27 protein-coding genes are annotated in these 24,463 nt (G+C 63.1%); 6 read left to right on the top strand and 21 right to left on the bottom strand.

Features of this window, described 5'->3' with window-relative positions; all coding sequences use genetic code 11:
* Positions 1-5 precede the first annotated feature (5 nt).
* The 8 genes from flgG to K0P03_RS01755 form a co-directional block, all read right to left on the bottom strand.
* On the bottom strand, positions 6-788 hold the full coding sequence (gene flgG / locus K0P03_RS01790) for a flagellar basal-body rod protein FlgG (protein ID WP_272788745.1): 783 nt from the start codon (positions 786-788) through the stop codon (positions 6-8).
* 9 nt (positions 789-797) lie between these two features.
* Positions 798-1,136 carry a flagellar hook-basal body complex protein FliE gene (locus K0P03_RS01785; RefSeq protein ID WP_023516326.1) on the bottom strand — a complete coding sequence of 113 codons (339 nt, stop codon included), beginning with the start codon at positions 1,134-1,136 and terminating at the stop codon, positions 798-800.
* Positions 1,133-1,552 (bottom strand): flagellar basal body rod protein FlgC, encoded by a 420-nt coding sequence (gene flgC, locus K0P03_RS01780; protein ID WP_024270506.1) that lies wholly within the window; start codon positions 1,550-1,552, stop codon positions 1,133-1,135. Before flgC ends, K0P03_RS01785 begins: the two co-directional genes overlap by 4 nt.
* 3 nt (positions 1,553-1,555) lie before the next feature.
* The gene (gene flgB, locus K0P03_RS01775; RefSeq protein ID WP_024270507.1) at positions 1,556-1,939 is read right to left on the bottom strand and encodes a flagellar basal body rod protein FlgB; all 384 of its coding nucleotides are present in this window, start codon (positions 1,937-1,939) and stop codon (positions 1,556-1,558) included.
* A 307-nt stretch (positions 1,940-2,246) separates the two neighbouring features.
* Positions 2,247-2,813, bottom strand: coding sequence for a hypothetical protein (locus K0P03_RS01770; RefSeq protein WP_023516097.1), 567 nt, complete (start codon positions 2,811-2,813; stop codon positions 2,247-2,249).
* Positions 2,810-4,195, bottom strand: a complete 1,386-nt coding sequence (gene fliI, locus K0P03_RS01765) for a flagellar protein export ATPase FliI (RefSeq protein ID WP_088016502.1) — start codon at positions 4,193-4,195, stop codon at positions 2,810-2,812. The genes K0P03_RS01770 and fliI overlap by 4 nt, the downstream gene beginning before the upstream one ends.
* Positions 4,196-4,222: 27 nt before the next feature.
* On the bottom strand, positions 4,223-4,948 hold the full coding sequence (gene flgF, locus K0P03_RS01760) for a flagellar basal-body rod protein FlgF (RefSeq protein ID WP_023516095.1): 726 nt from the start codon (positions 4,946-4,948) through the stop codon (positions 4,223-4,225).
* Position 4,949: 1 nt separating this feature from the next.
* Entirely contained in the window at positions 4,950-5,729 is a 780-nt protein-coding gene (locus K0P03_RS01755; protein WP_023516094.1) for a DUF1217 domain-containing protein, read from the bottom strand.
* 172 nt (positions 5,730-5,901) lie between these two features.
* Between K0P03_RS01755 and motA the strand changes: the two genes are divergently transcribed.
* The 6 genes from motA (at position 5,902) to K0P03_RS01725 (ending at position 11,095) form a co-directional block, all read left to right on the top strand.
* Positions 5,902-6,774: a flagellar motor stator protein MotA gene (gene motA / locus K0P03_RS01750; RefSeq protein ID WP_024270508.1), complete on the top strand. Its 873-nt coding sequence runs from the start codon at positions 5,902-5,904 to the stop codon at positions 6,772-6,774.
* A gap of 39 nt (positions 6,775-6,813) precedes the next feature.
* A complete protein-coding gene (locus tag K0P03_RS01745) occupies positions 6,814-7,725 on the top strand; it encodes a FliM/FliN family flagellar motor switch protein (RefSeq protein WP_037407022.1) in 912 nt (303 codons plus the stop codon).
* A 62-nt stretch (positions 7,726-7,787) separates the two neighbouring features.
* Complete coding sequence (fliN, locus tag K0P03_RS01740) at positions 7,788-8,384, top strand: flagellar motor switch protein FliN (protein WP_272788744.1); 597 nt, start codon at positions 7,788-7,790, stop codon at positions 8,382-8,384.
* 30 nt (positions 8,385-8,414) lie between these two features.
* Entirely contained in the window at positions 8,415-9,455 is a 1,041-nt protein-coding gene (gene fliG, locus K0P03_RS01735) for a flagellar motor switch protein FliG (protein ID WP_272788743.1), read from the top strand.
* Between the two features lie 57 nt (positions 9,456-9,512).
* Complete coding sequence (gene flhB / locus K0P03_RS01730; RefSeq protein ID WP_081870590.1) at positions 9,513-10,646, top strand: flagellar biosynthesis protein FlhB; 1,134 nt, start codon at positions 9,513-9,515, stop codon at positions 10,644-10,646.
* Between the two features lie 5 nt (positions 10,647-10,651).
* Complete coding sequence (locus K0P03_RS01725; protein ID WP_024270512.1) at positions 10,652-11,095, top strand: hypothetical protein; 444 nt, start codon at positions 10,652-10,654, stop codon at positions 11,093-11,095.
* A 179-nt stretch (positions 11,096-11,274) separates the two neighbouring features.
* Here K0P03_RS01725 and visR read toward each other — a convergent pair whose 3' ends face one another.
* The 13 genes from visR to K0P03_RS01660 all read right to left on the bottom strand — a co-directional run bounded on the left by visR (position 11,275) and on the right by K0P03_RS01660 (position 23,989).
* Entirely contained in the window at positions 11,275-12,018 is a 744-nt protein-coding gene (gene visR, locus K0P03_RS01720) for a transcriptional regulator VisR (RefSeq protein ID WP_023517008.1), read from the bottom strand.
* 135 nt (positions 12,019-12,153) lie between these two features.
* Positions 12,154-12,897: a transcriptional regulator VisN gene (gene visN, locus K0P03_RS01715; RefSeq protein ID WP_088016503.1), complete on the bottom strand. Its 744-nt coding sequence runs from the start codon at positions 12,895-12,897 to the stop codon at positions 12,154-12,156.
* Positions 12,898-13,461: 564 nt separating this feature from the next.
* Entirely contained in the window at positions 13,462-15,156 is a 1,695-nt protein-coding gene (gene fliF, locus K0P03_RS01710; protein ID WP_023516891.1) for a flagellar basal-body MS-ring/collar protein FliF, read from the bottom strand.
* 266 nt (positions 15,157-15,422) lie between these two features.
* Positions 15,423-15,812 (bottom strand): chemotaxis protein CheT, encoded by a 390-nt coding sequence (gene cheT / locus K0P03_RS01705; RefSeq protein ID WP_023516890.1) that lies wholly within the window; start codon positions 15,810-15,812, stop codon positions 15,423-15,425.
* A 96-nt stretch (positions 15,813-15,908) separates the two neighbouring features.
* Positions 15,909-16,463 (bottom strand): chemoreceptor glutamine deamidase CheD, encoded by a 555-nt coding sequence (gene cheD / locus K0P03_RS01700; protein WP_023514235.1) that lies wholly within the window; start codon positions 16,461-16,463, stop codon positions 15,909-15,911.
* The gene (locus K0P03_RS01695) at positions 16,460-16,849 is read right to left on the bottom strand and encodes a response regulator (protein ID WP_023514236.1); all 390 of its coding nucleotides are present in this window, start codon (positions 16,847-16,849) and stop codon (positions 16,460-16,462) included. Before K0P03_RS01695 ends, cheD begins: the two co-directional genes overlap by 4 nt.
* Positions 16,849-17,907 (bottom strand): protein-glutamate O-methylesterase CheB, encoded by a 1,059-nt coding sequence (gene cheB / locus K0P03_RS01690; RefSeq protein WP_037407012.1) that lies wholly within the window; start codon positions 17,905-17,907, stop codon positions 16,849-16,851. Before cheB ends, K0P03_RS01695 begins: the two co-directional genes overlap by 1 nt.
* Positions 17,904-18,809 (bottom strand): protein-glutamate O-methyltransferase CheR, encoded by a 906-nt coding sequence (cheR, locus tag K0P03_RS01685; protein ID WP_023513412.1) that lies wholly within the window; start codon positions 18,807-18,809, stop codon positions 17,904-17,906. Before cheR ends, cheB begins: the two co-directional genes overlap by 4 nt.
* Entirely contained in the window at positions 18,806-19,273 is a 468-nt protein-coding gene (locus tag K0P03_RS01680) for a chemotaxis protein CheW (protein ID WP_023513411.1), read from the bottom strand. Before K0P03_RS01680 ends, cheR begins: the two co-directional genes overlap by 4 nt.
* 6 nt (positions 19,274-19,279) lie before the next feature.
* Complete coding sequence (locus K0P03_RS01675) at positions 19,280-21,559, bottom strand: chemotaxis protein CheA (RefSeq protein ID WP_130516311.1); 2,280 nt, start codon at positions 21,557-21,559, stop codon at positions 19,280-19,282.
* A 25-nt stretch (positions 21,560-21,584) separates the two neighbouring features.
* A complete protein-coding gene (gene cheY1 / locus K0P03_RS01670) occupies positions 21,585-21,950 on the bottom strand; it encodes a chemotaxis response regulator CheY1 (RefSeq protein ID WP_024270516.1) in 366 nt (121 codons plus the stop codon).
* Positions 21,947-22,246: an STAS domain-containing protein gene (locus tag K0P03_RS01665; protein WP_272788742.1), complete on the bottom strand. Its 300-nt coding sequence runs from the start codon at positions 22,244-22,246 to the stop codon at positions 21,947-21,949. The genes cheY1 and K0P03_RS01665 overlap by 4 nt, the downstream gene beginning before the upstream one ends.
* A 141-nt stretch (positions 22,247-22,387) precedes the next feature.
* A complete protein-coding gene (locus K0P03_RS01660) occupies positions 22,388-23,989 on the bottom strand; it encodes a globin-coupled sensor protein (protein WP_272790437.1) in 1,602 nt (533 codons plus the stop codon).
* Positions 23,990-24,463: the final 474 nt, after the last annotated feature.

The raw sequence follows: 24,463 nt of genomic DNA, 5'->3' as shown, positions 1-24,463 counted from the left end.
GGGTGTTATCTCAGGTTCTTGCTGACCACGGCCGCCATTTCGTCCGCGGCCTGGATGATCTTGGAGTTCATCTCATAGGCGCGCTGGGCGGAGATCAGATCGGTGATTTCCTTGACCGGATCGACGTTGGAGGCTTCGAGGTAGTTCTGCTGGATATAGGCGAAGCCCGCTTCGTCAGGCGCGCCGACATTGGCCGGGCCGGAGGCAGCGGTTTCGCGGAAGAGGTTTTCGCCGAGCGGCTCAAGACCGGCTTCGTTGACGAAATTCGCCAGCGTGATCTGGCCGAGTTCCTGCTGCTCGCCGCTGACCGTCGCATAAACCTGGCCGGACTTGCTGACGGTAATCTCCGTCGCATCCTGCGGCACGTTGATGCCCGGCACGACCGTATAGCCGTCGAGGGTGACGAGCTGGCCTTCGGCATTTGTGTTGAAGGCGCCGGCGCGGGTGTAGAGCGTCGACCCGTCCGCGGCCTCGATCTGGAACCAGCCACGGCCGATCAGCGCGAGGTCGAAAGAATTGCCCGTGCTCGTCAGGCCGCCCTGGAGATGCAGGTTGCGGATGGCGGCTGTCTTGACGCCGAGGCCGATGATGGCGCCTTCCGGCACCACTGCCTGGTTGGCACGGTTCGGCACGCCGGCGGCGCGTTCGGTCTGGTAGAGCAGGTCGGAGAATTCGGCGCGGGCGCGCTTGAAGCCGGTCGTGTTGATGTTCGCGATGTTGTTCGCGATGACTTCAAGGTTGGTCTGCTGCGCGTTCATGCCGGTGGCGGCGATGGCAAGGGCTTTCATGTCCGGTCCTCAGATCTGCATTCTTGCGACTTCGAGATAGGCGGTGACGACCTTGTCGCGGATGGCGATCGCGGTCTGCAGCGTCTGCTCGGCACTCATGACGGCATCGACCACTTCGCGGGTCGTCGCCTTGCCTTGGATGGCTTCGAACGACTTGGTCTCGCTGAGTTTCAGCGCGTTGGTCATATCCGTCGCCATGTCACCCATCACCTGGGCGAAGCTCATCTGGGTTCCCGTTCCCTGCACGGCCGCACCGGAGGCGGAAACCGAATTGGACGTCTCGGTGGTGACGCCCGAGAGGGCGTTTGTGGAGAAGAGCGAACCGACGCCCTTTACGCTTTCGATCATTGCGAGGCCCTCAGGAGGTCGATGGTCGCCGAGATCAGGTCACGCGACTGCTTGATGCTCTGCAGGTTGGCTTCATAGGAACGATTGGCTTCCCGCATGTCGGCCATTTCGATCAGCATGTTGACGTTCGGCATCTTGACGATGCCCTCGGCATTGGCCGCCGGGTTGCCGGGATCGTATTCCGTCGAGAACTCGCCCTCGTCGAAGCCGAGGCGTTCGACCTCGACGAGCGAGGCACCGGACGCCCGGTCGAGTTCGGCCGCAAAGGTCACCGTCTTGCGGCGGAAGGGATCGGCACCGGGGACGTCGCCGGTCGAACGGGCGTTCGCCAGGTTCTCCGAGACGATGCGGATACGGGTGGATTGCGCCTCAAGTCCCGAGGCCGCGACTTTCAGTGAAGCTAAGAGCGGATCCATTTTTTACCTTCTGACTGTCATCAGCATCATGCGATGAAAGGCCTTGACGAGGCCGGCATTCAACTCGAACTCACGCTTGACCTGGCCCTCTTTCATGAGTTCCTCGGCAAGGCCGACCGTGTTGCCGGACTCCTGCACGCCGATCCCGTCGGTGGGCTTGGTTTCGACGACGCGGCTCGCCATCTCGCCGCCATCGGTGAGATGGCCCGGCTGGGTCGCCGCCATGCGGATGCCCGTCGTTTCGAGCACCGCCTGAAAGGGCGTGACGTCCTTCGCCTTGAAAGCGGGGGTGTTGGCGTTGGCGATGTTGCCTGCAACCACACTCTGGCGGACGGATAGCCATTCGGCTTGTTTCGAGGCCAGTTCAAACAGTTGTATCGGTTGCATGACAAGCTCCATCCTTGTTCATGGCGAACCTACGGAGCCAATCTTGCGTCAGACTTGCTGCGCGGCGGTTTATCGGCAACCTGCTGAATTTGCGGGAGAATAAGTGCTGCGTCTTTCGCATACGCGCGGGGTGCGCGCCCTCATCCGGCCTGCCGGCCACCTTCTCCCCGCAGGTGGGGCGAAGGGATATGCCGTACCGGTTTCCTCAACCACCCCCGCTCGAGGGGCAAGCCTCCTCTCCCGCTTGCGGGAAGAGGGCTAGGGTGAGGGCAAAGCCACGGGCAATCGCCTTGCCCGCGGAGGTTCGTCAGTTGCGCTTGATGATGTCGCCGTTCGAGGTGACGATGACCCACGCGCCGTCGCGCTGTTCGAGGGTCGCAAGACGGCTGTTGTCCGGCAGGATCGAGCCGACGCGCACGATATACATGCCGCTGGCATCCTCGATCAGCGCCCGACCGTTCGCCACATGCATCAGCCGAAAGCCGGACGAGGCCGGCAGCGGCTGGTCGAGGCCAGTTTCGACCGGTGTGCCGAGCGTCTTGTCCTTCTCGCCGACGCTGGGCGCGGTGGCCGTCGAGACCGGGTCGAGGCTTTCCAGCCCCGGATCGTTGTCGTCGTCCACCATGGCGGCGGGCGAAACGCTCATCACTTCCTTTGCCGCCGTTTCCGGCAGGTCGCGCGTCGTGCCCTCCCAGAGGGCCGGCACGGAGAATTTTTCCGGGTTCAGGAAGACATACCACGGGAAGAAGGCCGCCATGGCGGCGAGCAGCACGCCCGTGCCCACCAACAGCTTGTCGCCCGTCGAATAGCGTCCCTTTTCCGCGCGCTTCATCGGCTGAATGGTCTGGTCCGCGTCGAAATCCGTCACTGTCATCCCCTTCTCGTTGCCGGCGCACCGCCCTGCCCGGCCGCATTCTTCAGCGCCGTGGCAAGATCGGAGAATGCATCGCCGGCAGGCCGTTCGCCCGGCGTCTGTTTCAGAACCTCATAGATGATCGGCACCTGCTTGATCGCCATGTCGAGATCGGGATCGGCTCCCGGCCGGTAGCCGCCGATGAGGCGCAGGTCGCGCGTTTCCTCGAAGCGATGGATCAGCGCCTTCAGCCGTGCGACCAGCCGCTCCTGGTCCGGCGTCCAGGCCTTGCGGGCAAGACGCGAGATCGAGGCGAGCGGGTTGATCGGCGGATAGCGGCCCTCTTCGGCAAGGCTTCGCTCCAACACGATATGACCATCGAGGATACCGCGCGTCGAATCGGCGATCGGGTCGTTGTGGTTGTCGCCGTCGACGAGGATCGAGATGATCGCCGTGATCGTGCCCGCGCCCTCCGCACCCGGCCCGGCCCGCTCCAGAAGGCGCGGCAGCTCGGTGAAGACGGAGGCAGGATAGCCGCGGGCGATCGGCGGTTCGCCGGAGGCCGTCGCCACCTCGCGGATCGCATGGGCGAAGCGCGTCACGCTGTCGATGATCAGGAGCACGTTGTCGCCCTGGTCGCGATAGTGTTCGGCGATCGTCACGGCGGTCAGCGGCGCCATCTTGCGCAGCATCGGGCTTTCGTCACTGGTCGCGACGACCGCGACGGATTTCGCCAGGTTGTCGCCCAGCGTGTCCTCGATGAATTCGCGCACTTCGCGGCCGCGTTCGCCGACCAGCGCAATGACCACTTTGTCGAAGGCATCGGCCCGCGCCAGCATCGAGAGCAGCGTCGACTTGCCGACACCCGAGCCGGCGAAGATGCCGAGGCGCTGGCCGAGGCAGAGCGGGGCGAAGATATCGACCGCGCGCACGCCGGTGGAAAACCCCGTCTCGACACGCTTGCGCGTCATCGAGGGCGGGGCGGAATTGGAAATCGAGCGCCGCACGCCGCCCTGGACGAGCGGGCCCAGTCCATCGATCGGCTCGCCGAGCGCATTGATCGTACGACCGCACCAGTCCGATGTCGGCGCGACGCGGAACGCGCCCTTGCGGATGACCACGTCGTGGATGCCGATCGGCTCGCCCGGCTCGATCGGGCAGACGACGACCGTCTCTGGTTCGACGCGGACGACCTCGCCGAGATGGATGCCGGTCGGGCTGCGATGCGCGACGAATTCGCCGAGCCGCACATGGCGCGACAGGCCGCTGACCGTGTAGTTCCCGGCCGCAATGGTCTGGACATGGCCGCCATGCGCCACGGAGAATTCCGGGGAGGAGTACCGTTTGACGAGGCCTGCCAGCGCATTCAGCTTGCCGCCGGCCCTGCCCGTTTCGCTGCTCATGCCGTCCTGTGCCGAACTCATGGGCGCTTACCGGTTTCCGCCGAAGGTGCGGATGGCTTCCTTCAGCGATTCCTCTGAGTCGCGCATCAGCGAGGCGACGCTTTCGAAGGCGCGCGTGACCTGGATCAGCTGCGTCATCTCGCCGATGGCATTGACGTTGGATTCCTCGATGTAGCCCTGCACCACACCGGCATCGATGCGATCGACGACCGGTTCCGGCGGGATGTTGGTGATGATGCCGCTGTTGCCGGCGCGCACGAAGCCGCCGGAAAGGTCTGCCTGGAACAGGCCGAGTGCGGCGATGGGCTGGCCGTTCTGGTTGAGCTGGCCGTCGGCGCTGAGCAGGATCGGCCCATTGGCGAGATCGAGCTGGATCGGTCCGCCGCCGGCATCGAGCACGGCATAACCGTTGAGGGTGACGAGCTCGCCGGCATCCGTCACCGTGAAGCGTCCGTCGCGCGTCAGCGTCGGGCCGGAAGGCGTCTGCACCTGGAACCAGGCATCGCCCTTGATGGCGAAGTCGAGCGTGCCGCCCGTCTCGGTCATGCCGCCACTGCGCGTGGAGAGGAACTCGTTGCCCTGCGACACGAAAGCGACGTCGGCGACCTTCTGGTCGCTGACGACCTGGTTGAACTTTATTTCCGTGGCACGGAAGCCGACCGTCGTCGAGTTCGCGACGTTGTCGGCCAGCGTCGTCAGGCGGCGGTCGAGCGCAAGCTGGGACGAAAGCGATACATAGAGTCCGGTCTGCACGTCAGCGACCTCCGAGTTTCAGATTGTTGATGGAAATGAGGAGATCCGTCGAAATGCCTGTCAGGCTCGACGGCTGGAAAGCGGTCATCGGGTCATAACTGCCCGACGGGTTTTCCAGTTCCCACATGGAGGTGAAGCGCTCGAGGAACTTGCCGACCTTCGAGGTGTCCTTGAAGTCCTCGAGATTGAGCACGTCCTCGTAAAATTCCGCCTGCCGGTCGATATCGGTGGCCGCAAATTCTGCCGGAAGCTGCAGCGCGGTGCGCACGACCTGCGCCAGCGCATCATCGGCGATGATCGAGTAACCCGATGTGATGGAGGTTGCCATGCGCTCGAAGTAGAGCGCGAGCCGCACGCCGGTATTGTCCTCGCCGGCGCTGACCTCCAGCGTCTGGCGGGTATATTTGTCGACGACGCCCTTCTGCGCACGCTCGAAGGTGGTAGCAACCTCACCGTGCCTCGCGAAGTTCAGCGACTGTGCCAGCTCCTTGTAGCGCGTGTCCGAGAGCTGGTTGGCGAAAGCCGCCTTGTCGTCCACGCCTTCCGTCAGCACCTTGCGCATGAAGGCCTTGGCATAGGCCATGTCCTCCAGCCCGTGCGCCTTCATCGCGTAGTTGTAGAGCCTGGCATCGGCGAAGAAATCGTCGACCGACTTCACGCTGCCGATCTTGGCGAGATAGTATTCCGTCTCGCGCTTGACGTCCGGCTGCTCCGAAACGCGCTTCAGCGACGTCTGGAGGTCTGCGGTAATCAGCTTGTAGCTCGTATAGGTGGTCGTCACGATGGGCCGCCGATCAAGGTTCGGGAGGGCATGAATGCCCGTTTTGAACCATGATCCTCGCGGCTTTTGCTTGCGCGAACCTGATCGGTAAACCTGCCGTTAGGTACAGCTTCACGCAAGGCTGGAACCGTATTTCCGGAACGGTCAGAATTGTGTCGGGACACCTGCGCTCATGAACATCATTATCGGTCTAATCGTTACCTTCGGCTGCGTCCTTGGCGGCTACATGGCCATGGGTGGTCATCTGGAAGTGCTGAACCAGCCCTTCGAACTCCTGATCATCGGCGGCGCCGGGATCGGCGGCTTCATCGTGGCCAACACGATGAAGGTGATCAAGGAGACCGGAAAGGCGCTCGGCGAGGCCTTCAAGCACAAGGTTCCGAAGGAGCGCCACTACCTCGATACGCTCGGCGTGCTCTACAGCCTGATGCGGGACCTGCGCACCAAGTCGCGCAACGAGATCGAGGCGCATATCGACAATCCGGCCGAATCGCCGATCTTCCAGTCCGCCCCGACGGTGCTCGCCAACAAGGAACTGACCGCCTTCATCTGCGACTACGTCCGCCTCATCATCATCGGCAATGCCCGCAGCCACGAGATCGAGGCGCTGATGGACGAGGAAATCCAGACAATCACCCGCGACAAGATGAAACCCTATCATGCGCTTGGCACGATGGGCGACGCCTTCCCGGCCATCGGCATCGTCGCCGCCGTTCTCGGCGTCATCAAGGCCATGGGCGCCATCAACGAGAGCCCGGAAGTGCTCGGCGGCAAGATCGCCGCCGCCCTCGTCGGCACGCTGCTCGGGGTGTTCCTGTCCTATTCGATCGTCACGCCGATCATCACCAACATCAAGGTGGTGCGCGAAAAGCAGAACCGCCTCTACATCATCGTCAAGCAGACGCTGCTCGCCTACATGAACGGCTCCGTGCCGCAGGTGGCGCTGGAATATGGCCGCAAGACCATCTCCTCCTACGAGCGCCCGTCGATCGACGCGGTGGAACAGGAAATGATGAATCCCGGCGGCGGTTCGAAGGCGGCCTAAGAGATGAAGGATGCACGCGTGACCGAAGCCCCTTCCGCCATGGACCCGATCGTTCTCGCCCGCCTCACCGGCCGGCTCGGCGACCAGGCGACAATCTCCAAGCTCTGCGCCAGCCTCGGCGACGTCTTCGCCGAATTCCTGCCGGACATGCTGGAAAACGAACTCGGTTTCGAAGTTGCGGTCTCCTATGCGGGGTTTGCGACGGGCAAATACGGCCCGCTGGTCGAAGGCCTCGGCGGTGCCATGGCCTGCTGCGACGCGTCGCTGCGCAACTGGTGCGATCGATTCACGCTGATCTGCGACAGCCCGATGATCATCACGCTGGTCGAGAACATGCTTGGCGCCGTCAGCGATGCGATCGACGACCCGGAACCGCGCCCGCTCTCCAAGATCGAGCTCGACCTTGCGGCGATGATGTTCGACCGGATTTCCGGCGTTCTGAAGTCCGCGGTCATGGGCGCCAACGGATTCGAACCCTTCCTTGGCCCGGCGCACAATGTGGAAACCCGCAAGGCCTGCGAGGACGGTACGGACGAGGCCTTCGTCGCCATGGTCAACATGGCCGTCGGCATCGGCCCAGTGCTTTCGACCTTCCACGTCATCGTGCCGCAAGCCGTTCTCCTGAAATCGAACATCACCGCGCCGAAGCCTGCCAATGCGCCGAAGACCCGCGTCGAGTGGAGCGAGCAGCTCGGCGAGCAGGTCCGCCGCTCCAAGGTGTCGCTCGAGGCGCGCATCCGCCTGGAAGCGCAGACTCTCGACACGATCAGCCGCCTGCAGGCAGGTGACATCATCCCGTTCAACGAGGCCGGCGACGTTCGCGTGGAGGTCAATGCGAACGGCCGCAACCTCTATGTCTGCGAATTCGGCCGCTCCGGCGCCCGCTACACGGTTCGCGTCAAGGATACATACGGCTCGGAGGAAGACATCCTCCAGCACCTCATCGGATAGTTTGGGCATGATGCCTGCCTGGCGGCACGCCTCGGGCAAGTTTCGAATGGAATAGTGGTCTTATGGCACCGAAGAAAACACCCATCGTTGACGACATGACGTCTTCCCTCAATGCGGGCGACCAGGAACTGGAGCAGGCGATCGACGACCTGCGCGGCGTTCTTCAGAAAGATACTTCCGGCGGCTTTGCCACCGACCTTCCGGCGACCGTCGACAACGACCCGCTGGCCGCCTTCGGCGGCAATTTCGGCTCCTCGGACTTCGGCGGTGGCGCGACCACTCCGGACTTCGGCGCCGGCGCTGGCGCCAGCTTCGGCGGTTCGGATTTCGGTGGCGGAACCGATTTCGGCGGCAGCGACTTCGGCGCCGAGCCGGGCGAAGCCGCACGGCCGGGCAGCGCATTGCAGTCCAATCTCGACCTCATCATGGATATCCCGATCGATCTGCAGATCGTGCTCGGCTCCTCGCAGATGCAGGTCTCCAGCCTCATGAACCTTTCCGAGGGCGCCACGATCGCGCTGGACCGCCGCATCGGCGAACCCGTCGAGGTCATGGTCAACGGTCGCGTCATCGGCCGCGGCGAGATCACCGTTCTTGAAAACGACGACACCCGCTTCGGGGTCAAGCTCATCGAAGTGAAGAGTACACGCAAAGTCTGATACCGGTTGAGGTCTCAGGGGGATGGATCCATGATGGATTTCGAAAATTTCGGCACCTCCACTGCGGTCGGTGCACCGCTGTCGCAGGTCGAGAAGGCGGCAGCCGTGCTTCTCGCCATGGGCAAGGGTGTTGCCGGCAAGCTCTTGAAATATTTCACACAGAGCGAACTTCAGGCGATTATCGCCGCTGCGCAGAACCTGCGCGCCATCCCGCCCCATGAGCTGATCGATCTCGTCAACGAGTTCGAGGACCTCTTCACCGAAGGGGCCGGCCTGATGGACAATGCCAAGATGATGGAAGGCATTCTCGAAGAGGGCCTGACGCCGGACGAAGTGGATGGCCTGCTCGGCCGTCGCGCCGCCTTCCAGGCCTACGAGACGACCATCTGGGACCGCCTGCAGGATGCGGATCCGGTCTTCGTGGCAAAGTTCCTGCTCAACGAGCACCCGCAGACCATCGCCTACATCCTCTCCATGATGCCCTCGGCCTTCGGCGCCAAGGTGCTTCTGGAAATCCCGGACGATCACCGCGCGGACATCATCAACCGCACCGTCAATCTGAAGGATGCGAGCCCGAAGGCGACCGCGATCGTCGAGGCACGCGTCATCGAAATGATCAACGCGCTGGACGCCGAACGCAATTCGATCGGTTCGAACAAGGTCGCAGACCTCATGAACGAGCTGGAGAAGTCGCAGGTCGACGAAATGCTTGCCTCGCTCGAAACGGTCTCCACCGAATCGGTCAAGAAGGTCCGTCCGAAGATCTTCCTCTTCGAAGACGTGCTCTACATGCCGCAGAGAAGCCGCGTGTCGCTGTTCAACGACGTTTCCGGCGACATCATCACGGCGGCGCTGCGCGGTGCCTCGATGGTACTGCGCGAATCGGTCCTCTCGTCGATCGGCGCACGCCAGCGCCGCATGATCGAATCCGATCTTGCGGCCGGCGACCAGGGCGTCAACCCGCGCGAAGTGGCGATCGCCCGCCGCTCGATCACGCAGGAAGCCATCCGTCTCGCCGCGGCCGGACAAATCCAGTTGAAGGAAAAGGACGAGGAGCGCCAGGCAGCCTGATCCTCCTTGACACGGTAGCGCCGCAGGCGGAGCGTATCTGCGGCCCGAATCTCCAGAATGGGGGTTCGGGCCGTTTGTTTTTGGCCGCCCTCGACGGCCCGGGAGCGCGACGTGTCGGACGACGACAAGGACAGTAAAACAGAACTTCCGACCGAGAAGAAGATTCGCGACGCGATGGAGAAGGGCAACACACCCTTTTCGCGCGAGATCACCATCTTCGCCTCGACGCTCGCGATCTATCTCTTTCTCGTCTTCTTCATGCCGGGCGGCGTTTCCCGCATGAACGAAACGCTGCGCGACTTCTTCGAGCAGCCGGAGGCCTGGAACCTCAAGACCGGCACCGACGTCATCGCCATCTTCCGCCACCTGGGCTGGGAAGCCGGTGCGATGCTTCTGCCCATCCTCGCGATGATGATGCTCTTCGGCATCGCCTCCTCGGTTCTGCAGAACCTGCCGAGCCCGGTCATGGAGCGCGTGCGCCCGCAGATCTCCCGCCTCAGTCCGATGAAGGGCCTCAGCCGCCTCTTCGGCAAGCAGGGCCTCGTCGAGTTCGGCAAGTCGCTGATCAAGATCCTCATCGTCTCGCTGGTCGTGGCATTCGCCATGCGCGGCGACTACTTCGCCTCGCTCGACACCATGTTTTCCGAGCCGGCGGCGCTCGTCTACATGATGACGTCCGACATCAACAAAGTGCTGCTGATCATCCTTTTCGCCACCGCGCTGATCGCCGGCATCGACTTCGCCTGGACGCGTCATCACTGGTTTTCAGAGCTGATGATGACGAAACAGGAAGTGAAGGAGGAAATGAAACAGTCGCAGGGCGACCCGATCGTGAAGGCCCGCATGCGCTCGATCCAGCGCGACCGCGCACGGCGCCGCATGATCACGGCCGTGCCGCGCGCCACGCTCGTCATCGCCAACCCGACCCACTTCGCCGTCGCACTGCGCTACGTGCGCGAGGAGGGCGATGCCCCGGTGATCGTCGCAAAGGGCCAGGACCTCGTCGCACTGAAGATTCGTGAGATCGCCGAGGAGAACGGAATACCGGTTTTCGAAGACCCGCCGCTCGCACGCTCAATGTTTGCGCAAGTCTCGGTGGATAGTGTCATTCCGCCGGTGTTCTACAAAGCCGTGGCGGAGCTGATTCACCGGGTTTATGCAGCTTCGCCCCAGACCAGACGGGTAAACTAGATCCGATGAGAAAATGCACCTACTCCGCCGAGCGCGAGAAGATTGTTGCAGAAGCAATCTGCCCGGTCGCCACTGAGCTTCGCCTGCTCGATGCCGCCGATCTCGTCTCGTTGTTGCGTTTCGAGTGCTACGGGAACCTCGCCGACCTGGTCTCTTCGGCGGCTGAACTCTATTTCCTGCCGGGCACCGTGAATTTCGGTGCCGGCGGCGATTATCGTCTCGACTGGGACACCGAGCCGGAAGTGACGCTCGACATGGAACTGCGCCCGCAGGGCGTGACGGTCTATGCCAAGCTGATGCTCCAGAAGGACAAGGCCGGCGTGGAGGTCACGCACGTGGCGTTCAACAACCCGTCCGCCGATCCTGACGACAATACGGATTTCTTGCGCAAGAGCCTGGCGGAGGCGAAGTACGTGAAGTCCAATTCAGGCTCGCAGCACGCTCATTGAGCGTTCGGAGTCTCTCTGCTTTTCTTCGAATCGCGAAAGCGCACTCAACTCATCCTCGGCCTTGAGCCGAGGAACCGTGCCTTGCGCACAGGGGTGGAGGCTCAGGGCAAGCCCAAGCACAACGAAGGGAAAGCGCCCGGGAGTTCAACGGCGGCTCGGCCACTTCGCCGCCCGCTTCTTCAAGTAATATATCCAAGCCGGATGGCCTTGGCGATCGCCTGGATGCGGTTGACGGCGTCGAGCTTGGTCGTCGCCGTGCCGAGATAGGCGTTCACGGTGTGCACGGAAAGGCCCATCTTCTCGGCGATCGCCTCGGAGATGCAGCCGTCGCCGGCCATCTGAAGGCAGGCGATCTCGCGCTCGCTGAGCGCTTCGGAAGGGGCAAGCTTCCGCTCTTCCCCGGCCAGCATGTCGATGAGCACCTGGCAGCTCTTCATGTGCATGTCGACGATGAGATCGCTGGACGGAGCGATGAAGGTGCCTGTGAAGACGACATAGCCGTTGCCATGAGCGCCGAGCCTGACGGGAAAGGCGATGCCCGACCAGGGCAGCAGCCGCGCGGGAAGGCGCGCCGTGAAGGGTTCGGCCCCCGATTCGGCGAACTGGTTGTCGCCGGCCCCTTCCCAGAGCAGCGGCAGCATCGAGGCCTCAAGATGGGCCAGCATGGCAGCACCGTGTGCTTCGAGAAGCGCACGCGCGTTGCCATCCACATTTTGCGCCCAGTTGTGTAGCGACAGGGTCAACTTGCGGGCTGCCGGCAGACCATGGCCGCTGAGACGGAGCACCGCGAAATGCTCCGCACCGATGACCGTCTGCATCACCTGCAGGCGGGAAACGAAATCGGATGCCCGTGCCGCCTTCGGTGGACGCGCGAGGCGAATTTCCGTCTCCAGGACAGCGGGGGAGGAAAGCTGGATGTCCATGGCAGTTCTCCTGTCTGTTTGTTCTGCGCCGTTCCGGACGCAGAACCGCTCAAGCGCCTTGCTGTAATCGCGACGGCATGTTGTCTTGCCGCATTGTCCGGAGCCGAAGCCGTGCTGCTTCGACCGGAAATGCGTCTAGACGAGGCTGTTCCGAACGGCCCAGGCGATCGCTTCCGACCGCGTCTTTGTCGCGGTCTTGCGCATCACGCTGGTGATGTAGTTGTTGATCGTGTTGCGCGAAATACCGAGGATGACGGCGATTTCGTCGCTCGTCTTGCCTTCGGCGATCCAGTAGAGGCACTCGATCTCGCGCTCGGTCAGGTCCATCTCGCGATCGTGCCGGGCGATCACCCCCTGGCAGCAGACGCTGGCGAAATAGCCGGTCATGACGCCGACATCGCGCAACTTGCTTTGGGAGAGGATGAAATGCTCCGGGAAGAGCAGCAGGAGCGACATGCGCACCCGGCCGACCTGGAAGGCGATGACGCAGTATTCGCGGCTGACGCCGCTCGGCATGGCAATATCGTCAGCCATGTGATTGAAACAAGGTTTCAGCAGGCTGAGGCACTTGTCGAGTTCGCTCATGCGGGACTGGCTGGCGACGACGGCGCCGGCGATGCTGCGCACCAAGTCGAAAGGCCAGTCCGAGGCGACGACCGTCTCCATGCCCGCTTCGGGCGAGATGTCGTGCCGGACGAGAAGGTAGTGGGAGGCGCTGACATAGTCGGTCAGCGCCCTCAGACCGCAGGACAGGCCGGCGCGATCCGCACAGCGTCCCAGGTGTTGAACCAAAAGTTCACGCGCACTCTTACGCTCACCCGTCTCGGCAGAGAATCCATAGGATTCCCAGGCCGCGACATCCGACCGGATCGTTTCCATGATAGCCCCCTGTTCCGATTCCGAACGGAGATCCATGCCTCCTTCCCGTCAAAGGTTCGGAACCGTCCGAACCCCTTCCCGGTCAGGCCGCATCGGCAAGAATCACCAAGCGAATCAGTAACTAAAGTGTACATCGGCTATCGCTAAAAACCACCGCCATCTTCTCGGGATTTACTTTTGCCGGCTTCTGTGAGTCTGCACATGCAAGATGATTTGCTTTCCGGCGGCCGGCATGAGACGAGGGGTTAAGCCATTGTTAACCATTAATTATTGGCACACTGCGATCGACACCGCAGAGAAAGACGCTGCTAATTCGTGGAAAAATTGTGATCCAGCGCCCAATCACTCAACCGGAGCGGCGATAAATTTTTTTCACCGATCACGCGCCCGTGAGCGCAAGCGCATGCGGCACCGGTGCCAACACGACAAATTTGCTGCAACGGGACTGAATGAGCGTTGCCGAAAAGCGACAGGCGGGCGTCAAAAACGGACATCGCCGTTTTTCGGCGCAAACGAAAACGCGGCCGTTTCCGGCCGCGTTGCTGTTCCTTCCGAGTGCCCTGTTCAGGCTGCTTCCTTCTCGGCCGACCACTTGCGCAGGATCTTCGCAGCGCGCTCCTCGCTGATCTCGACCATGCGGCCGAGGCGGCGCTCTGGACCTTCCTTGACACGGCGGTTGAAGGCACCGTCGCCATCGTCGCCGGCATTGAGCAGGTCGTCCGTGCTGTCGAAGCCGAAGTCCGCACCGAAGCCATCCATGAGGGCCGCTCCGGGGCCGCCGGCGCCGGCGGCGGGAGAGAAGTCGGGCAGTTCGAGGCCGCCCATGTCGCTATCCAGCGCATTGGCCGAGGCACCGCCACCCGTGACCGAGCGAACCGCCGGACGAAGGCCGAACCAGACCACCACGAAGGCGACACCGAGGAAGGCGAGTGCGTTGATGATGCCGCCGAGATTGCGCGTCAGCACTTCCATGATGCCGGGACCTGCCACCGCCTCGTCGAGAAGCTGGTGATCGAGGAACTCCATGGCGGTGATGGTGATGACGTCGCCGCGCTCGGCATTGAGGCCTGCGGCGGACGAGACGATCTTCTGCATCTCCGCGACATAGGCATCGACCTTCGCCTGGTCGGCCGGCTCGCCCACCATGGCTGCGACACGGGCGCGATTGACCACGACGGCGACCGACAGCTTCTCGACCGTGTAGCTGTTGCGCATGGTGGCAACGGTCTTGCTGTTGATCTCGTAGTTGGTCTGCTCTTCCTTCTTGTCGGCCTCGTCACTCGACTGCGGACCGTTGGCACCGCCCTGGGGGCCGCCCTGCGGAATGTTCTGCTCGACGGTTGCGGCCTTGTTGTCGGCCTGCTGCTGCGACTTCTGGCTTTCGCGCGTCACCCGGACGGAGCGCTCGACGCGCGATTCCGGATCGTAGACCGTCTCCTGGATCTGCTGGGTATCCATGTTGAGCGCCGCGGTGACACTGGCGCGGAAGTTGTCCATGCCAAGGAAGGGCGCGAGCGCCTTTTCGATGTTGCGCTCGACTTCGCTCTGCACGGTCTGTACGGCCGTCAGCGAACGGTTGATCGCGCCGTTCTCGGCATCGTCGCCGGAGGCGAGCAGCTGGCCGGCAGAATCGAGGATGGTAACGCCGTCGACCTCGAGGCCAGGAACGGAGGCGGCGACGAGGTGGCGGATCGCGGCGGCCGATTCACGGCCGGCCTGCGCGCTCGCACGGATCATGACGGAGGCGGTCGGCACCTGCTCGGCTTTGCGGAAGTTGCCGCGCTCCGGCATGACGATGTGCACGCGGGCGGCGGCGATGCCGCTGATCTGCTGGATGGTGCGGGCAATCTCGCCTTCGAGCGCCCGGACACGCGTTACTTCCTGCATGAACGAGGTAAGGCCGAGAGAGCCGACCTTGTCGAAAAGCTCGTAGCCGGAATTGGCGCTGTTCGGCAGACCGCGTTCGGCGAGATAGAGGCGCGCCTTGCCCGTCTGGCCGACCGGAACCTCGATGCTCGATCCATCCGTGCCGGTGTTGAAATCGATATTCGCTTCGGCGAGCGCCAGACTGATCTGGTTCGCATCGGTCTTTTCCAGACCGACATAAAGCGTCTCGTAGGCGGGCTTGTTGACCAGGATCCCTGCGGCGAGCACGAGACCGATCGAGACGACGGCGGCTCCCGCCAGCATCGCGAGTTTCGCCTGCCCCAGCGAAGCCAGGTTCTTGTAGACTTTCGTCAACTGTTCCAACAGATTCATTCTGTTCCCGCACGGACTAGTCGCCTGGGCCCCGGCCAACATGCCGGCACGATCAGACGCATTTTCAATCTCGTGGGACGGAACCGGCACATTTCCGCACGCGCCGATCTGCCCCATGGAATACGCGGATCTAACTGATCCGGGCTGGAGACTAGACCGCGAAACTTGCGCGAGCATTTCGTTGCCGCGCGCCGGGCAAAAGCGGCAGAACGAAAGACGGCGCCTGGAGGGCGCCGTCGAACATTCTGATTATATTGGGAAATAGCCTAAAATGCCTCGAAATCGCCAGCAGCCTTGCCGAGCGGCTGGGAGTGGCCGTGGCGCATTCCGTTGCTCAGCGCCTTCTGCATGTCCGCAAGTTTCACCAGATTGAGCGCCGTCGTGACATCGACGATCCAGCTATCGGGAATGCTTGCAGTGATGGTGTCGATGAACTCGGCAAGCCCGCGCGTCTTCTGCACGGCAAGATCGATGCCCTGCAGCACCATCATGCGCTCGGCAGCATCCAGCACGGCATCGCCATGGATGCCGGCGAGCTGCGGTTCGATGCGTTCGATCAGATAGGCGACATCGTGCAGTTCGGACACGATCCGCATCAGGACATCCGGAAGGGCTTCCTCCATGGCAGGGACTGCACTCAGATACTCGGCTTGCATGGATTACCCTTTTCCCCGTACGAGGCCGTCACCCTCTGGGACGGCCGGCTACGCAACACTGTTCGTACTTTCGCGCCCTTGCGACGAAACCGCCGCTCAGAAGAATTCGATCGAGCTTTCGACAGGCTTGGCAACGGGTGCGGGCCGCTGCTCCAGTGCCACCGTCTTCTGCGTCTCGACGCCCGTCAGGGCATATTGCCGGGCCCGGCCGCTCGACGGCCAGTATTCCAGCTTCCGGCCGTGCTCGCCGCCGGTGCTTTCACCAACGACCTTGATGCCTTCGTCCATCAGGAACTGCCGGGCAAAGCGCGCATTCTGCTCGCCGACATTGGAGAAGCGCGCGATCGTCCTCGCCCCGCCGAAGATCTTCGCCTCCAGCCGGTCACGCCGCGCGCCCTGCTTCAGGAGGCCGTTGATCAGAAGCTCCATCAGATGCACGCCGTAGCGCGTGGCGTCCCCCCCCGAGGCCATGGCTTCGGCCGAGCCGGGGAGCAGGAAGTGATTCATCCCCCCGACGCCAACGACCGGGTCGCGCATGCAGGCGGCCACACAGGACCCGAGAATGGTGGTGAGCACCACATTCGGGTCGTTGAGGACCTTGTATTCGCCCTGAATGACATGGACGCGGCGCGTCCCGGCGTCTGATATCATTTCAATGCCCCGAACACGGCTTCGATGGCCGCCTTCATCTTCTCGATGGTGAACGGCTTGGCGAGGACGTTGTTCGCACCGAGGGCCGCCGCCTTCTGCACCAGCGCACGGTCGCCCTGCGCGGTGAGAATGATGAAGGCCGCCTTCTTGGTGGTGGGGTTCGACCGCACTGCCTGAAGGAACTCGATGCCGTCCATCTTCGGCATGTTGAAGTCGGAGATGACGAGATGGTGCGGCTGCTGGGACATGATGGCCATGCCCTGCGCGCCGTCGCCGGCCGCCGTGATCTGCTTGAAGCCGAGCTGCTGCAGGGCATCGCCCAGAAGCAGGCGGCTCGTCACCTGATCGTCAACGATAAGAACTTTGATTTTTTCAGCGATAGACATTATTCGCTCCCTTCTCTACGGGCCGCAGTTATTTTCAAGACTTCCTCCCCGATGGAGGAGAGCGGAAACTGGTGTTCTACGGCGCCAAGCTCGAAAGCCACTCTCGGCATTCCATATACGACGCAGGTTTTTTCGTTCTGGCCGATGGTCCGCGCCCCTGCATGACGCATTTTCAACAGGCCGCTTGCCCCGTCCCGGCCCATGCCGGTGAGGATGACGCCGACGGCGTTCCGGCCGGCAAGCTCGGCCACCGAATCGAACAGCACATCCACCGAAGGGCGGTGGCCGTTGACCGGATCCCGTTCCACCAGCCGGCAGCAGGGCGCATGCGGGTTGGCGATCTGGAGATGGCGTTCACCACCGGGAGCCAGATAGATTTTGCCGATCTCGAGCCGCGCACCGTCCGTCGCTTCCTGCACCACGGGAGCGCAGAGCCGGTTCAGCCGGTCGGCGAAGCTCTTGGTGAAGGTCGGCGGCATGTGCTGCGTGATCACCGTCGGCGGGCAGTTGACCGGGAACTTCTGCAGCACCGCGATCAGTGCCTCCACACCACCCGTCGATGCACCGATGGCGATCACACGCCGGCCGGGCTTGTAGGCGGCGACCGGATTGACGTTGGCAGCGGTCGGCGCGAGCGGCGGCACATCCGTACGGACCTGGCGGCGCTGCGAGCGGGCGGCGGCCTTCACCTTTTCGGCAAGGTCGCCGAAGGGACGGGCATCGCCCGGCTGCGGCTTGCCGACGCAATCGAACGCACCGATCTCCAGCGCCATCAGCGAGGCTTCGGCACCGCGATGGGTGAGCGTCGAGACCATGATGACCGGCATGGGCCGGAGCTTCATGATCTTGTCGAGGAATTCGAGCCCGTTCATGTTCGGCATCTCGATATCCAGCGTCACAACGTCGGGATTGAGCTGCTTGATCGCGTTGCGGGCTTCCATGGCGTCGCCGGCCTGCCCGATGACGTTAACGTCCGGGTCGGCATTGAGCACGGCCGTGATCAGGCCGCGCATGGTCGGCGAATCGTCGACAACGAGTACGCGCGCGGGTGCCATCATACGCTCCTCCTGTGCTTGCCGGTGTAGCGGTAGGTTGTGATACCGATATTGTCGAACTGGTTCTTCGCCTCGCCCGAGACGCGCTCGGAATGGCCGATATAGAGGTGGCCGTTGTCGCCCAGCATGCCGGCGAAGCGCGACCAGATCTTCATCTGTGTCGGCTCGTCGAAATAAATGACGACGTTGCGGCAGAAGATGACGTCGAACGGCCCCTTGAACGGCCATTGGGCCATCAGGTTCAGCTCGTTGAAGGTGATGAGCCGCTTGACGCGGTCGTCGATCTGCCACTTCTGCCGGCCGGCCGCATCCGTTTCGCGGAAGAACTGCTTGCGCATGGCGGGGTTGACCGTTTCCAGCGCATTGGCGTCGTAGGCGCCGGCCCGGGCAATGGCGAGGATCTTCGGATCGATGTCCGTCGCGAGGATGCGGAAATCGTAGTCGGCGACGTTCGGCATCAGCGAGAGCACGGTAAGTGCGATCGAATAGGGCTCCTGCCCATCCGAACAGGCCGCCGACCAGATGCGCACGCGGCCGCCATTTCGGGCGCGGGCAAGAAGATCCGGCAGGACCTCGCTCTTCAGATGGTCGAAATGGTGGTTCTCGCGAAAGAAGCGCGTGAAGTTGGTCGTCAGGTGCGACAGCATTTCCTTGCGCGGACCGGCACCGGCCGGCGAGGAAACAAGCGCGCAATATTCCCGGAAACCCTTCAGGCCGAGCTGGCGAATATGCTTCGACAGGCGCGAATAGACGAGCGAGGCCTTGGTCTCGTTGAGGTAGATGCCGGCGTCCGCATAAATCATCGCCGCAATCTCGGAAAGGTCCTTGCGCGTCAGCGGGTATTCGCCGCTTGCCAGGCACTCATCGGGAGACTGCCGCGTGTCGATGGCCGAAGAATAGGTCATGCGGCTTCACTTTCCGTATGCGGGAACAGGGCGTCGAGTTCGATGAGGCAGATCATGCGCCCCTCGATGGCGAGGATGCCGCGGGCATAGGCCTTTGCCGCCTCGTTGGCGATGTCGGGCGTCGGCTGCATGTTTTCGTCGGTCACAGTCAGGATGTCGGAGACCGCATCCACGAGCAGGCCCACCACCCTCGCCCCGACCTGGGCGACGATGATGACATGCCGCACGGTCGGCTCGGCCGCCTTCATGCCAAGACGCAGCGACAGATCGACGATCGGCAGCACGGCGCCGCGCAGGTTGATGACGCCAAGCACATAGGACGGCGCATGCGGCATCGACGTCGCCGGGGTCCATCCACGGATCTCCCGGACAGACATGATGTTTACACAGAACTCCTGGTCACCGATCCTGAAGGCGATCAGTTCACGTCCGTGCGAAAGGTTCTTTACCGCGTACGTCGTCATGGCGTCTTAACCGGTGGCAGCAAGCGAGATGTCTTGTCTCAAGGACTGGCCGCGCGAGGCGGCAACCACCGCATCGACGTCCAGGATGAGGGCCACGCGGCCGTCGCCGAGAATGGTGGCGGCGGCGATGCCGGGCACGTGGGTGTAGTTGGCCTCCAGGCTCTTGATGACCACCTGACGCTGGCCCTGGATGGCATCGACCATGAGGGCGCGCTGGCCGCCGCCTTCCGATTCGACGAGCAGAGCGACGCCCTCGATCGGATTGGCCTGCGTGGCGCGGAAATTGAGAATCCGGCCGACATCCACCAGCGGGCAGAAGGAATTGCGGATCGAGATGAGCCGCTGCGAGGCGCCGAAGGAGTGGATGGCCGAGGCTTCCGGCTGCAGTGTCTCGACGATGGCCGTCAGCGGCACGACGAGCGTCTGGCCGGCGACCGTGACCACCATGCCATCGAGCACGGCGAGCGTCAGTGGCAGGCTCATGGTGAAGACGGAGCCCTGCCCCGGCTTCGAGGAGATCGAGATGCGGCCGCCGAGCGCCTGGATGGAGCGCTTGACGACGTCCATGCCGACGCCGCGGCCGGACAGGTCCGATACCTTGTCGGCGGTCGAGAAACCGGCGTGGAAGATCAGGTTGTCGATTTCCTCGTCCGAGAGATTTGCATCGGCGGCGATCAGGTCGTTGTCGATGGCCTTCTGGCGCACCTTCTCACGGTTGATGCCGGCGCCGTCGTCGGCAAGCTCGATGACGATGCGGCCCGAGCGGTGTTTTGCCGTGAGGCGAACCGTGCCTTCCGGGTTCTTGCCGAGCGCTTCACGCTTCTCCGGCATTTCGAGGCCGTGATCGACCGCGTTGCGGATCATGTGCGTCAACGGTTCCGCCAGCTTGTCGATGACGGTCTTGTCGACTTCGGTGTTCTCGCCCTCGGTGATAAGGCGGACCGACTTTCCGGTGATGTCGGCGATTTCGCGGACGGTACGCGCCATGCGCTGGAAGACCGGCTTCACCGGCTGCGCGCGGATGGCCATCACCGAATCCTGGATCTCGCGGGTGAGCTGCTGCAGCTCCTCGAGACCCATATTGATGGAGGACGTGCCGTTGGTGTCGTTCTCCACGACGCTCTGCGAGAGCATCGCCTGGTTGATGACGAGTTCGCCGACGAGGTTGATCAGGCGGTCGACGCGGTCGAGATCGACGCGGATCGTCTGGCCGGCAGCGGCGGCCTGATTGGCTTGCGCAGCGCTGGCTGCCGACGCGGCGGCTGCCTTGGCGTTTTCGGCGGCGCGGCTAGCGACCTGCGAGACCTTGGTTGCGGTCTCTGCGGCGGCAACAGCGGCGGCGGCATCGCTTTCCATCACGGCCGGCTCTTCGGTAGCGGCAGAGCCACTTTCGTCGAGGATCGAGAGATCGAAGGGAACCGGCTGCATCGGCAGTTCTTCGTCGTCGGCGGCATCGCCGACCATTTCTTCCTCGATCGTGTGGATGTCGAGGTCGCAATCCCATTCGGCGAATTCGAAGACAGAGCGCACACCGTCTTCACCCTTGTCCGTCGTGACCGAGATCTTCCAGGAGAAGTAGGCTTCCTCCGGGTTCATCTTGTCGAGCGGCGGCAGGCTGTCCATGTCGCAATAGACACTCATCTCGCCGAGGCGGGAGACGTCGCGCAGGAGGAGCACGGCCTCGTTGCCCTTGGCGTAGAGATCCTTCTTCGGCTTGAAGACGACCTGGCAGGTCGGCACGTAGTGATCGGCCGGCTCGTCGTCGAAATCACCGAAGGAGAAGGGGATCGGCTGGAAACCTTCGTCGTTGACCGCCGGCTTTTCGACGACCGGCGCCGGCGCGGCCGCCCTGGGAGCAGCGGCTGCGGGTTTTGGCGCAGGCGCTTCGGCAGCGGCCGGGGCTTCGCCATGGGCAAGCGCCTCGAGTTCGCGGATGAGGGTCCGGCTGCGGGCCTCGTCGACGCTTCCGCCGTCACGCGCCGCATTGGTCAGGTCCGCCAGGACATCGGCGGACTTCAGCATGACCTTCAGGACGTCCTGGGTGGGCTCCAGCTTGTTGGATCGAACGCAATCCAGTGTCGTCTCGAACACATGGGCGAAGGAGACGAGATCGTCGAGGCCGAAGGCACCGGCACCGCCCTTGATCGAGTGCACGGCGCGGAACACGGCATTCACCGTTTCCGGGTCGCGGTCGCCGTCGTTCAGCTTCAAGAGGCCTGATTCCAGTTCCGCGAGCTGCTCCTCGCACTCCTGGAAAAAGATCTCTTTGATTTCGTTCATATCCATCGGGAGCAATCCTGGATTCGTGAATTTAGGCGGTTACGCGCTCAATTGCGTCGATCAGCTTGGTCGGATCGAAAGGCTTGACGATCCAGCCCGTGGCACCGGCCTGGCGTGCGCGGTTCTTCTTCTCGGCATCGCTTTCGGTGGTCAGCACGAGGATCGGGATCGCCCGGTACTTCTCGTTGCGGCGCACACCCTCGATGAAGCCGAAACCGTCGAGGCGCGGCATGTTGATGTCGGTGACGATGACGTCTGGGTTGGCGTTTTCCAGCACTTCCAGACCCTCGACGCCGTCTTCGGCCTGGATGGTCTCGAAGCCTGCATTGTTGAGCGTGACCAGAAGCATGTTCCGGATCGTCCGGGAATCATCCACGGTCAGGACTTTTTTCTTCATTGCCTAGCCTCCTGTGCCAGCAAGTGATCAATACTTACACCGATAAGTTGCATTGTCTTCATGAAAGGGTCGGACACCTTGCCGAAGGTGAAAGGCTGCCTGTCCTCTTCCCAGCTCTTGGCGCCAGCCATCAGCACCTGGGCGCAGAGCGCGCCGACGCGCTCGACCGCCGAGGCGTCGATGACGAGCGGACTGCCCTTGAGGCCCATGAGCTGCTGGTGCAGCGCCGTCGCCTCGTTGAGATCGAGAACGGGGGCAAGGCTTAAACTTTTCTGAGCGGCTTTCTTGCTCGCCATTACCGTGTTCCTTGTTTGAAACAGTCTCTGCGTCTCACCAAAATCGCCGCTCCGCTGTCCGGAGCGACGGGCGGATGACTTCCTTCCGAAATCCGGCTGCGCGCCGTCGAAAACCAGTGCCGTGGCCGTCTTGCCGCCATCTCAACCTCCAAAGCCGACGGCGCGGGCCGTCAGAAATTCGAGGGGAGAGGTCTCCGTCTCGCCGCGTTCCGGTACCGCGCGCGTTTGCGCGGAAACAGGCTGTACCGGACGGCGCAGATCACGCTGCGCGGAAACGTGGAACTCGCGGACCGTGCGGCCGAGTTCGAGAATGACCTTGTGCAGGTCGCCACCGGCGTTGCCGACGCGGCCCGCATCCGCGGCATCCGCCTCAAGCGCGCGGCCGGCACGACCGATATCGGCCGTTACGCCGTCGAGCCCTTCGGCATCGGCCGCACTTTCACGCACGATGCCGGTAATGGCTTCGTTGATGCCCTCGACCTGGCGCACGATGTTGCCGATCGCATCCTGGGTGCGATGTACATGCTCGACGCCAGTTTCGACCTGCGCCTTGGTGCCTGTCACGAGCTGCTTGATCTCGCGCGCCGCATCCGCCGAACGCTGGGCAAGCGCCCGCACTTCCTGTGCGACGACGGCAAAGCCGCGGCCGCTGTCGCCGGCGCGCGCGGCCTCGATGCCGGCATTGAGCGCCAGAAGATTGGTCTGGAAGGCGATCTCGTCGATGACGCCGATGATCTGGCCGATCTTTTCCGCCGAAGCCTCGATATCCGCCATGGCCGACATCGCCTCGCCGACGATGCTGCCGGAAAGGGCCACTGAAGCCTGCGTGGAGGCGGCGGCGGACTGCGCCTTGCGCGTCTCGCCGAGCGTCTGGCGCACGCGCTCGACGATGGTGCCGAGCGCATTGGCCGTCTCGATCAGGTTCGCCGACTGCTCAGCCGAGCGAGCCGAGAGCGCGCCGGCACCGGAGGCGAGCGTGCCGACGAGACGATCGCTTTCGCTCGCCCGGTCGGCGGCGGACGTGAGGCGGGACTGGATCTCGTCGAGCGCGCCGTTCAGCGTCTCGGCCATGTCGCGCCAGGCATCCGGCATCTCGCCGGAAACGCGGGCGGAGAAATCAAGTGCGGAAAGGCTGCGGATCGTCTCGCCGAAGACGCGGTCGAGTTCGGCGCGGTCCTGCTGTCTTTGTTCACCGAGGGCGCGGTGGTGGGCGTGGCGCAGCTCGTTGAAACGCAGCGAAACGCCGATCTCCGCATCGACCATCGCCGTGCGGAGAAAAGCGGAGATGAGGTCGGTCAATTCCTGCCGGCGGGCTTTTCCCGCACCGGGCAGGATGGATTTCGGCCAATATTCCTCGATGAGGCCGTTGACGACCGTCTCGACGACGATCGAATGGCCGGCGATGCGCCAGCGCGGGTCAAGGCCCATCTGGCTTTCGCTGTCAGCGAGGACTTTCACACGCTCTGCATAGAGGCCGTCGAACCGCGCGTCGGTCAGGACGCTCCAGTGGGAACTCTGGAGGTCATGCAGCCGGTCGATCTGGCGCTCGCTCTGGAAATGGCGGGCGGCATCGGGAAAGGTCTGGAAACGCTGGAAGAGGTCGCGGAGCGCCGTTTCGACATGCCGTTCGAGCGTCTGGCGATGGCGGCGGAGGGTATCGCCCTGGGCGGCCTCGACGCCAGCAAAGCGCAAACGGTCGCGCAGGCTGGCCGCCTGTCCCGTTCGAGCCTGTTCTGCCGGCATTTCCTGCACGCGTATGCTCCCAAACCCATGACGCCCGGCAGCCCTTGGGGCAGCCGCTGAACTTTCGCATGGAGAGGCGGTGGCCGAAGCCGTGGCCAGCCGACGATCCATGATCGAATTCTGTGAAACTCGAATACCGGCTCAGATCCGGTACGGCGGTTCGGCATCATGCCTGGGTGAGAAACGGCGAATTTCCCATTCCGACGTGTAGTCCCAATGTTTATGGTTAATTCCTTGCCTGAAGGTTAATGGTTCATGGCCTGCTTATGGCTTTGCTAAAATTAAAACGATCCGACGTAGCGTCAGACTCACGCAAGCTCGCGCGCGTAGGGTGGAAGCATAGACTGACAATGACGTCAGGAGGAACGGACAATGATTGTTCTGGCACTGGGCGCCATCGTGATTGCTTCCGCAACGCTCGCCGCCATCTACCTGCTGCTCGATATCGATGCGGGCCGCGCGCCGGCCAAGGTC

The sequence above is a fragment of the Shinella sp. HY16 genome, assembly GCF_028534175.1.
GTDB lineage: Bacteria > Pseudomonadota > Alphaproteobacteria > Rhizobiales > Rhizobiaceae > Shinella.
This window is presented reverse-complemented; position numbering and strand designations above follow the sequence as displayed.